The following is a 10896-nucleotide window of genomic DNA, read 5'->3' on the forward strand; positions in this document are numbered from 1 at the left end:
GTCTATGATAAACCGTTACGCGCTGCGCTGTTTGGTGGGAGTGTTATGTCTGGTGACCGGCTCGGTGCTGGCGCAGAAAAAACAGAACCCGGCCCGCAATCTGACTCCCTACGAAAATTTCGCTCTGCGTAACCGCACCATCACGCCCGACCCCATCATTTGCTATGGACTGCGGCAGAATGCGTTTACCTATATAGATGCACCAGCTAGCTTCTCCAAAGCCCGCCGCGCCCCAACGTCCACGTTTATTGTCGACTATGTAGGCTACCCCGCCGATGCCAAAGCTGCTTTCCAACGCGCCGTAGATATCTGGTCAACCTTAATAGTCAGCCCCGTACCGATTAGGGTTAAGGCAACTTGGCAACCGTTAAAAACTAACGTTTTAGGTAGTGCGCGACCAGCCACATACATCTATAGTCCCGATGGCTCCCAAAAAGTTACGTCCTATTATCCCATAGCATTAGCCGAAAAGATTTCCCGTAGGGCGTTGAACAGCCCTGACAGTGCTGACATCGTTGCCAATTTTAGCAGCAATAATAATTGGTATTTGGGGTTGGATGCTCGCCCAGGTCCGGGTACTACTGATCTGGTGACTGTAGTGCTACACGAACTAGGTCATGGACTTGGATTTACAGGCCTCATCCGGGGCGATGGAACTAGCCGTTTGGCCGATAAGTTAAGGACAACTGTTTTCGACCAGTTTATAGAAAATAATCCGGGCGTTAAAATTGCTGATCCACAGACATTTACAACGGCTACTACTCTCTTCAACCAATTGGTAGGACAAAATTTGTATTTAAACGGTCCTGTATTGCGCCAGAAAACGGGTGATAGGGCAAAGCTCTACGCTCCCATTACTTACAGCGACGGTTCATCGCTGTATCACTTAGACGAAAGCACTTTTCGCTTAGGAGATGCTAACTCATTGATGACGCCAATTATTAACAATGCCGAGGCTATCCATAACCCCGGCCCCATTGTCATAGCTTTTTTCGAAGACATGGAGTGGAAAACGACCTCGCTATTACACGAGCCAATCGAAGACCGCGAGACTGTCGGCAACGTAGTAGTACGGGCACGGGTCTTTAGCGATACAACGTTGGGAGCTACACCTCCTCAATTACGCTTCCGAGTGGGCACGCCAATACCAAATACGGATACTACTTACCAAACAGCCATTATGACACCTACTGGCACCTCTAATGGCGTACAGTCATTTAGCACTATAATTCCGGCGGCGAGTGCACAAGCAAAAACGGTTTATTATATCCGCACTAACGATGGCGTTGGTCGTAGCTATACCAACCCCGGCCGTAACATTAATAACGTTCAATATTATTACTCGTTTACGTCAGGCGTTGACCGAGTGGCTCCAACCATTACCCACACGCCCGACCAGACAATACTGTTTTCTGCTGCCACAGATAGTATTCCGGTTATTGCCAGAGTAACCGATGATCGGCGGCTGACGCGTACCATTGGTGCCAAGCTTAAGGTGGGTATCGACACCGTTTACGTAGAATACCAAATCAATGGTAAGCCAAGTGCCCCGCAGTCTATGACACTGGCCACAAGCGACAGTCTGTGGTACACCAAACTAGTTATACCCAGCAATTCGTTAAAAACGGGCGATAAAGTAAGTTATCGCATCGTAGCCCGCGATTTGGCAGGTACTCCCAACCAGGCAGTAAGCCCTGCATCTGGCTTTTATACGATTACCATTGTAGGCCCGCAGACAACGGTACTGACCCGATACACTAATGATTTTGCTAATGTGACAACTGCGTCGGCTGATTTTGTGGGTAATGGTTTCCGTATTGAAACACCCTCCGGCTTCAGCAGCCCAAGTATCAACTCGGACCATCCTTACAAAAACGGTAGCGATCTCTTCAACGAGTCTAACTACACCTATACGCTATTGGCACCAATCAAAGTAAAAGCCAACCCCGATAGTGCTAAAATTAGGTTTGATGAGATCGTGCTCGTAGAGCCGGGCGCAGCAGGTTCGTCTTTCGGCAGCGACGATTTCTTCGACTATGTGATCGTTGAAGGCAGTAAAGATAATGGCCGCACTTGGTTGCCCTTATTATCGGGCTACGACTCAGGTAGTAATAGCGCCTGGCTCAATGCTTGGAATGCGTCGCAGATTCCAGGTTTACCAGGTGAGACCAACTCGGGTACGTTAGGAACACCAACTCTGCTGAAAAGCCGCTCGTTCAGCATTCAGGACCGGGGTGATTTCCGGGGCGATGACGTCATTCTCATACGGTTCCGACTATTTGCTGACCAACTGGCGCACGGCTGGGGCTGGCAGGTAGACAACCTCAACATTCAGGTGCCTCCGCCGCCACCAATATTGGCCACTGAACCCTTACCCACTTCCGCCTTCTCGGTCTATCCGAACCCGGCTTCGGGCAGTATGCGCGTGATGGCCGAGCTAAGTCAGCCTGCTACGGAAGCTACGCTTACGCTTACCTCGCCCACGGGTCAGGCGCTGCGGCAGGTGTCGGTGCCTGTTTCGGGTCAGAAACTGACGGAGCAACTTGACGTGAGCCAACTGCCCGCCGGTCTGTATTTCCTGCAACTCACCGCAGGCGATGCCCGGCAGACCAAAAAAGTAATGGTGGTGAAGTAAATAAGGAGTAATGGCAGAAAGGAATAAAGGAGGAAAGAGCTTGCATCAGCATATTTACGTCGTTGCAAGCTCTTTCCTCCTTTATTCCTTTCTGCCATTACTCCTTTTATCCATATGCTTTCTCTTCGCCTGACCCGGCTGGCTTGTTTACTTTTGTGCATGACCGCTTTGCATCAAACTCACGCACAAGACCTGGCTCGTCGCCTGTTCGACGCCCACGAGGCCTACAAAGACACCACGTTTACCCACCGTCGGTTCAAGCACAAGGCTATTGTGCCGGTGCTTTCAACGCTAGGTAACCCTTTGTCGGTCAGTCAGGTAGGTACGTCGGCAGAGGGGCGCAGCCTGAATCTGGTGCGGGCCGGAACAGGGCCGATACCGGTGCTGCTGTGGTCGCAGATGCACGGCGACGAAGCCACCGCCACCATGGCCCTGTTCGATCTGTTCCGGTTTCTGCAAGCCTCCGGCGACGGGTTCGACGATATGCGGCAGACTATTCTGGCCAAAACCACCCTACATATGCTGCCTATGCTCAACCCCGACGGGGCCGAGCGTTTTCAGCGCCGCACCTCGGCCGATATCGATATGAACCGCGATGCCCTCCGGCTGCAATCGCCGGAGTCGGTGGTGCTGAAAAACCTGCAACAGACGCTGAAACCGCTGGTGGGCTTTAATCTGCACGACCAAAACCCGCGCTACAGCGTAGGCAACACCGGCAAGCAGGCGGTGGTCTCTTTCCTGGCTACGGCCTACGATCAGGACCGTACTATCAACGACGTGCGTAGACGGTCGATGCAGCTGATCGTGGGCATGAATCGGGTGTTGCAGCAGTTCATCCCCGGTCAGGTGGCCCGCTACGACGACGATTTTGAACCCCGCGCCTTTGGCGACAATATTCAAAAGTGGGGTACTACGCTGATCCTGATTGAGTCGGGCGGGCAAGTGGGCGACGTGGAGAAAATGAGCATTAGGCGGCTCAATTTCGTGGCCATTCTCACCGCACTCAATGCCATTGCCAATGAAACCTATGGCAACGAAACCCCCGCCGAGCGAGTGGTCGCGGAGTATCAGGCCATTCCCGAAAACGGCCGCGCCCTGTTCGACCTGCTCATCCGCAACGCCACCGTCGTGCGCAACGGCAAGCCTTACACCATTGACCTGGGCATTAACCGGTACGAGGTCAACACCGACTCGGCGCGGGCGTTTGCTTACCGCAGCACCATCGATGACCTCGGCGACCTGTCTACTTTTGGCGGCCTTACCGAGTTCGACGCGACCGGCCTCACCCTCACCCCCGCCCGCCTCTACCCCGACACCCTCGCTTCCCCCACCGACCTGCGCAGGCTCGACGTGGCTAAACTTCGGCAGGAAGGCATCGTGGCGGTGAAGGTGCAGACGGCCAAACGGGGTAGTTTTCCTCAGCAGCCGCTGCATGTTTTGTGGGAAGGAAAGCTGCCTGGACGGCCTCCGGGGCTGGGTCAAGTAGCTACTTTTTTACTAAAAGAAGGAAATTCTATAAAAAAAGTGGTCTTAAACGGCTTTCTGGACGAATCTGGTAACGGAATTATTGATTAGTAGTTGCTTGTCAATCAAAAAGGTTATCTTTGGGGCTTCTACTAAATAAGTGTATGAAAACAGGTACAGTTAAGTTTTTTAACGAATCTAAAGGATTCGGTTTTATTGTTCCCGACGGTGGTGGTGAAGACGTGTTCGTTCACATCTCAGCCCTCAATGGTTTGACTCTGCGTGAAAACGACAAAGTTACCTACGAAGTTGAACAAGGTAAGCGTGGCCTCAATGCAGTAAACGTACAGCGCGCTTAGTCGTTTGTTGTTCGTACTGGTTTAGCGATACAAATCTGAAATAAGCGGTTTGTACAACGTCTCAAATAAGATTTACGGCTGCCGAGTAGCTGTAAATCTTTTTTTTTTGCCCTTTATTTCCAGCCTAAAACCGGCTCAGCACTCGCTCCACCCCCGATACATAGCCCGACCCGAAGAGGTTGACATGCACCAGCAGCGGATACAAATTATAGACCGGAATGCGCTCGGCGAAGCCCGGCTCCAAGGGGAAAAGTTCTTCGTAAGCTGCCTGAAACTGCCCGTCGAACCCCCCAAACAGCTGTGTGAAGGCCAATTCTGCCTCCCGAAAGCCATAATACACCGCCGGATCCACTATGGCAGGTTGCCCCTCCTCCGTAATGAGCACATTACCCGTCCACAAGTCGCCGTGAAGCAGAGCGGGGCGTTCGGCGGGGAGCAGGTCGGGCAGGCGTTCGCGCAGGCGGAAGAGGGCGTCGTAGGTTGCTTTTTTCAGTAGCCCATTATATAGTGCCTGCCCCGCTTGTGGCAGTAGTCGCTGGTCGAAAAAGAAGTCATAGCCACTGTCTGTCAGCGTATTACGCTGCACTAATGAGCCAATAAAGTTGTCGTGGTCTAGACCGAACTGCGGTTGCGTGTGGGCGTGGAGGTGCGCTAATTGGTGGCCTAGCTGGGTCCAATAGGTGGGCGGTGCGCCCCGCAGGCCGTCGGCATCAGGTTCCAGGTATTCCAGGATCAGGTACGCCCGTTCGCCCATGCGGCCGTGGCCAATTTCGGCGGGCACACGAATGGCATTAGTCTGGCGCAAACGGGCTAGTCCCAGCGCTTCCACGGCAAACAGATCGTCGCCGTCGGCCATGGGCTGGTCAATTTGGTGTCTACCGGTGCCACTGAGGTTGGCCTGATTCCATTTCACGAAAAACACCCCCTCCGACGTAAACACCCGCGCCGCCGTGTTGATGTCGCCCCCGCTCAGAAACTGGGCATCGAGCACCTCTACCGGTTGCTCCAGATGCTGGTAGAGAATGGTTTCAAAAAAATCAGTCTGTTCGTTTCCCCAAAACATGGCAGTAGGCGTGGCGTAAGAATGTGGAACACATCACGCAATTGATGTTTCGAGTGTCTGCATACCATCGTGGGGTTCTGCTTGCCCGTTACATACTACTCTACCGTTACCGACTTGGCCAGGTTGCGGGGTTGGTCTACGTTGCGGCCGCGCATAACGGCGATGTCGTAGGCCAGGAGTTGCATGGGAATGACCGAAATCAGGGGCATCAGCATGTCATGCACTTTCGGAATTTCAATGGTGAAATCGACCATAGTGGGCAGGTGGGTGTCGCCCTCGGTGACTACGGCAATGACGCGGCCTTTGCGAGCTTTCACCTCCTGAATGTTCGACACCACTTTCTCATATGAACTGTCTTGCGTGGCCACTACCACCACCGGCATGTCTTCGTCGATGAGGGCAATAGGGCCGTGTTTCATCTCGGCGGCGGGGTAGCCCTCGGCGTGTATGTAGCTGATTTCTTTTAGCTTAAGTGCGCCTTCCAGGGCCACCGGAAAATTCAGACCCCGGCCCAGATAGATAAAGTTGCGGGCGTAGGTGAAGATATAGGCGATCTCCCGAATTTTCTCGGCGCTCTGCAACACACGCTCCACTTTGGCCGGAATGGTCTCCAGTTCGGCCAGCAGTTGCCGGAACAGGGTGTCGGAAATGGCCCCTTTGCGCTGCGCGGCGGCCAGGGCCATCATGGTCAGCACCGTCACCTGGGCGGTGAAGGCTTTGGTACTTGCCACGCCAATTTCCGGCCCGGCGTGGGTGTAAGCGCCCGCGTGGGTAGCCCGCGCAATAGACGACCCCACCACGTTGCAGACCCCGAAAATGGTGGCCCCTTTCGACTTGGCCAGTTCAATAGCGGCCAGCGTATCGGCCGTTTCGCCCGACTGTGAAATGGCAATCACGATATCGCCTTCCTTGATGATCGGGTTGCGGTACCGGAATTCCGAGGCATACTCTACCTCAACAGGAATCCGGGCCAGCTCTTCAAAGATGTATTCGGCCACCAGGCCCGCGTGCCACGAGGTGCCGCAACCTACAATGATGATCCGCTTCGACTTGGCCAGCTTGTCCATGTAGTCACGGAGGCCGCCGAGTTGCAGGGTTCCTTCATCGGCGTTGACACGGCCGCGCATGGAGTCGGCAATGGAGCGAGGCTGTTCGAAGATTTCTTTGAGCATGAAGTGCTCAAAACCACCCTTTTCAATGGCCGCCAGTTCCATCTCTACTTTCTGGATGTAGGGTATGGTTTTGGTGTTGTCGAGGGTAACGATACTCAGCTTGCCGTTTTGCACGTTGGCCACCTCATAGTCGTTGAGGTAGATCACGTCTTTGGTATACTCAATAATAGGCGAGGCATCGGAGGCAAAGAAGTATTCGCCCTCGCCCACACCAATCACCAGCGGGCTACCCTTGCGGGCGGCCACCAGTTGGGTTGGGTCGGCGGCGTTCATGACCACGATGGCGTAGGCCCCGGCTACTTCTTGAAGCGCCGCTCGGACAGCCTCTTCCAGCGTACCGCCTGCGTTCTCCCAGATGTCTTCAATAAACTGCCCCAGCACTTCGGTATCGGTCTGACTGGCAAAGGTGTGGCCCTTGCGCAACAGCGTTTCTTTGATGGCCGCGTAGTTCTCAATAATCCCGTTGTGGATGATAGCCAGCTTCCGGTGGAACGAGTAGTGCGGGTGGGCGTTCACGTCGTTAGGCTCACCGTGGGTGGCCCAACGGGTATGCCCCATGCCAATGGTGGCCTGCAATGGCTTATTGGCTAACTCCTGCTCCAGAGCCGACACTTTGCCTTTTTTCTTGTAGACAACGAGTTCTTCGCCGTTGTTCAAGGCCACACCTGCGCTGTCGTAACCCCGGTATTCGAGGCGTTTGAGTCCTTTAATGACCAGGGGGCAGGCCTCACGGTGCCCAACATATGCAACAATACCGCACATAACAGGATGTAGTTAAACGTAATTAGTTATGAAGAGGTAGTGTAGAAGACAACCATCTTCACGCTCGCCTTACCGTCCAGCACCATACGCCAGACACGGTTGGTCAGGTACGCCTGCGTGTCGTCTCGAATGCCACCCGTGTTTAGCGGTGTATACAAGGAATAACTCCCCTGCGCACTGTAGGGGAACCCAGGCGTCAGAATAGCCAAACCTGCGTTGGGACTAATACCCGCCACAATAGATTGCAGATACCCGCCCAGGTTAAATGTATAGCTGTTGGTGCGGGTGTCGAGAAACGCTACTTGGGGAGAAATATAGCTGCTACCCTGCCGGTTAAGTGGTCCGCTGGTAGCTAGTTGCACCGAAAACAGAAACGCCCCTCCCGATGTAATATCTGTACGCGTAAGCCTGTTCTGCTCACTCACCTCCGACAAAATCATGTAAGGTGACAAGGATACCTGCGAATTTTCAGGGGGTGTTGGCGTAATCACCAGGTCGGCGCGATTGATGGCCACCCGGCCCGATTTAATCAGGTTGGTGAGTGTTGGAAACTGCAATTTGGTTGTAATGCCCGTGGCCGGTTGTACGTAAGTACGGCCCGTAGTGGTAGCAGGCAGGCTTTGGCCCGGCCGTAGCGAGGCCAATACACCCGTGCGGCTACTCGTAATCTGATTGAACCGATGACCGGTGAAGGTGAAAATGTAGCTCCTTCTAGATTGCTCGCCCTGCACGTGGTAATAAAGAATCACACCCGAACCTGATGGCGATACGCTTAAAACAGATGACTGACTTGACGTAACAGACCGGATCTCAAAATCGTTGGGGATCAGCCGCCGAAACCCGGCAGGATCGGTCAACAGGCCTGTTGATGCTGAAAACAGCGAGGCGTTGGTATTGGCCAAAGCCAACAGTTCACGGCCCAGCGATTGGTCGACGGGTATCAGAACCGTAGAATCTACGCTCGAAGGCCGGGGCTGAATTTTCCGACGGGCTATTACCGTGTTCGATACAGGCACTTTGGTGCTGATGTCGTAATTTCTCTGACGCAGGCTGTCGGCCATGCGCGTAACCACAATCTCGTGTTGCGCGGTGGTGTCACCGTAATAGATACCTGGGTTTATAGAGGGCAGTGAAGTTAACGAAACCTGCATCCGGGTCGAATCTAGGATAATCCGGCTGGCGGGGGTGGCATTGGTCGTGTTTGAATCATTAACGACAAAGCTATTCGTGAGCTGAAGCTGAGCGTATCCTTTGGCTTCAACCTGCCCAAACTGCGGGTCGTTGTAGCGCCCAATCAGGATAGAGCTTTGGCTTTGGCTGCGCACCGAGTCGAACTGAATAGTGGTGCGGGTGATGGTCAGCGTGTCGGTATAGAGAACGCCCACCGGGGTGGTGGGCGTTAGACCTATTTCTTTGGGTTCTTCACAGGCCACCACCCCGGCCAGTAGACTCACCACAAGGGCCAGTTTAGCTGGCCAGTGCCGTGTAAATGTTGAAATAACGTTCGGTGACGTTGATTTCGGCGTCGGGGGAGTCGAGTTTGTGTTCGGCAATTTCATTCAGAATGGTAGTCAGACTATCGTTTTCGGTTTGTCCAGCGTTAACAACCGCGTCGGCGTAGGCGCAACCGAGCTTAATAAATCCATTAAAATCACCCGTGGCGAGGTGGGCAAGCATGGCATCGTCGATGTCCATCATTTTGGCTTTTTCAACCAGCGTGGCGGGATCGAACCGGTGCTCGAACGAATTATTATAGACCGTAAAGACCGACTTGGTGTCTTTAAACATGGGGTCGTTCTTGTAGGTCGTTTTCAAATACAGCGGAATCAGGGCGGTCATCCAGTCGTTGCAATGCACGATATCAGGCGACCAACCTAATTTCTTTACTGTCTCCAGCACACCTTTGCAGAAAAAGATAGCCCGCTCGTCGTTGTCGTCGTAGAACTTGTCTTCTTTGTCGTGGAAAACGTACTTCCGGTGGAAATAGTCTTCGTTGTCAATGAAATAGACCTGCAATTTGGCGGTGGGAATAGAGGCGACCTTGATAATCAGGGGCTTCTCTTCGTCGCCCACTGAAATGTTGATACCCGACAGCCGAACTACTTCGTGCAGGCGGTTTTTGCGTTCGTTGATGAGGCCAAAACGCGGTACTAAAATGCGGATCTCCATGCCCCGTTCCTGCATATCCTGCGGCAACTTTCGCACGAAATCGGCCACGTCTGAGGTCTTAAGGAAGGGGGTAATTTCGCTGGCTACGTACAAGATGCGAAGTTTGCTCATAAAGGCAAGTGGGAGATAGTTTATGCGTCTTTACCTTAAAAACTTGCAAAATTAACTAAAAAATTGTCGCATTTCAATACATTTCCCCCAAAATAAGTACAATTTCCTCACCCGTAGTTTTGCAATTCCAGGTGCCGGATTTAGGCCACCAACTGCTCGTTTTTGCCCTTTCCTGTCCAAATTTTAACCACCATTTTCGTAATTTATTTACCCATGAGCATCTATTGATTATCGGACCAGCCGGGTCATCACTCAGTTGCTTTTACGCCATTCACTCATGCTTCGTTTCGACTCCGTTTCTACCCTGAAAATGCACCTTGCGGCCATACGCCGGGCCGGGAAAACGGTTGGCTTTGTGCCCACCATGGGCGCACTGCATGCCGGACACCTCAACCTCATCAGCCAAGCCAAACAAGCCTGCGACATGGTGGTGTGCAGCGTTTTTGTGAACCCCACCCAGTTTAACAACCCCGCCGACCTGGCCCGCTACCCGCGTACCCTGGAACAAGACGCCGCTCAACTCGAAACGGTTGGAACAGACATCCTTTTTTCTCCGTCGGTGGCCGAGATGTACCCCCAACCCGCCACGCTACGGTTCGATTTTGGCCTGCTGGAGACCGTGATGGAAGGGGCCTCGCGGCCCGGCCATTTCAACGGTGTGGGCCTGGTAGTGAGCAAGTTATTTCACATGGTGCAGCCCGACAAAGCGTTTTTCGGGCAAAAAGACTTGCAGCAGGTGGCCGTGATCAAGTGCCTGGTGCATGACCTGAGTTTCCCGCTCGAATTAATCCGCTGCGACACTGTGCGTGAAACTGACGGACTGGCCATGTCGTCGCGGAACCGGCTGCTGACCGATGCCGAACGCACCGAGGCTCCGGCCCTGTTTCAGGCCCTTACACTGGCGAAGGATATGCTGCTGGATGAGGCTACCCCCGAACAGGCAAAAGCCGCCGTGGTTGATTACCTCGGCGAGCGGCCCGCCTTCAAACTAGACTATATCGAAGCCGTCAACACCGATACCTTGCAGCCCATTTCTGAGCTACAGCCCCCCGGCCAAAACGCCCTCTGCCTGGCCGCCCAGCTAGGCCACGTGCGGCTGATTGATAATGTGGTTTTCTGAAGAAGTTCAATGTCTAAGCGGTCCGCCGCCGCGGGTCTAAG

8 protein-coding genes are annotated in these 10896 nt (G+C 53.5%); 4 read left to right on the top strand and 4 right to left on the bottom strand.

What is annotated here, in order from left to right:
- The first annotated feature begins 4 nt into the window (after nt 1-4).
- From J2I48_RS17460 to J2I48_RS17470, 3 genes are all read left to right on the top strand, one after another.
- Entirely contained in the window at nt 5-2635 is a 2631-nt protein-coding gene (locus J2I48_RS17460; protein WP_207336763.1) for a T9SS type A sorting domain-containing protein, read from the top strand.
- 114 nt (nt 2636-2749) lie between these two features.
- Nucleotides 2750-4210 carry a M14 family zinc carboxypeptidase gene (locus J2I48_RS17465; protein ID WP_310587285.1) on the top strand — a complete coding sequence of 487 codons (1461 nt, stop codon included), beginning with the start codon at nt 2750-2752 and terminating at the stop codon, nt 4208-4210.
- Between the two features lie 53 nt (nt 4211-4263).
- Nucleotides 4264-4458 (top strand): cold-shock protein, encoded by a 195-nt coding sequence (locus J2I48_RS17470; RefSeq protein WP_207336764.1) that lies wholly within the window; start codon nt 4264-4266, stop codon nt 4456-4458.
- Nucleotides 4459-4582: 124 nt separating this feature from the next.
- Here the strand turns inward: J2I48_RS17470 and J2I48_RS17475 are convergent, their stop codons facing one another.
- The 4 genes from J2I48_RS17475 to J2I48_RS17490 all read right to left on the bottom strand — a co-directional run bounded on the left by J2I48_RS17475 (nt 4583) and on the right by J2I48_RS17490 (nt 9735).
- Nucleotides 4583-5521, bottom strand: a complete 939-nt coding sequence (locus tag J2I48_RS17475) for a fructosamine kinase family protein (RefSeq protein ID WP_207336765.1) — start codon at nt 5519-5521, stop codon at nt 4583-4585.
- Between the two features lie 95 nt (nt 5522-5616).
- Nucleotides 5617-7455 (bottom strand): glutamine--fructose-6-phosphate transaminase (isomerizing), encoded by a 1839-nt coding sequence (glmS, locus tag J2I48_RS17480; RefSeq protein WP_207336766.1) that lies wholly within the window; start codon nt 7453-7455, stop codon nt 5617-5619.
- A 26-nt stretch (nt 7456-7481) separates the two neighbouring features.
- Nucleotides 7482-8912: a DUF4270 family protein gene (locus J2I48_RS17485; protein ID WP_207336767.1), complete on the bottom strand. Its 1431-nt coding sequence runs from the start codon at nt 8910-8912 to the stop codon at nt 7482-7484.
- A 10-nt stretch (nt 8913-8922) separates the two neighbouring features.
- Nucleotides 8923-9735: a glycogen/starch synthase gene (locus J2I48_RS17490; protein ID WP_207336768.1), complete on the bottom strand. Its 813-nt coding sequence runs from the start codon at nt 9733-9735 to the stop codon at nt 8923-8925.
- A 277-nt stretch (nt 9736-10012) separates the two neighbouring features.
- Between J2I48_RS17490 and panC the strand changes: the two genes are divergently transcribed.
- Entirely contained in the window at nt 10013-10855 is an 843-nt protein-coding gene (panC, locus tag J2I48_RS17495; RefSeq protein WP_207336769.1) for a pantoate--beta-alanine ligase, read from the top strand.
- Nucleotides 10856-10896 lie beyond the last annotated feature (41 nt).

Origin of the sequence: Fibrella aquatilis (assembly GCF_017353255.1) — a bacterium.
In the GTDB taxonomy this organism is placed as follows: Bacteria; Bacteroidota; Bacteroidia; order Cytophagales; family Spirosomataceae; genus Fibrella; species Fibrella aquatilis.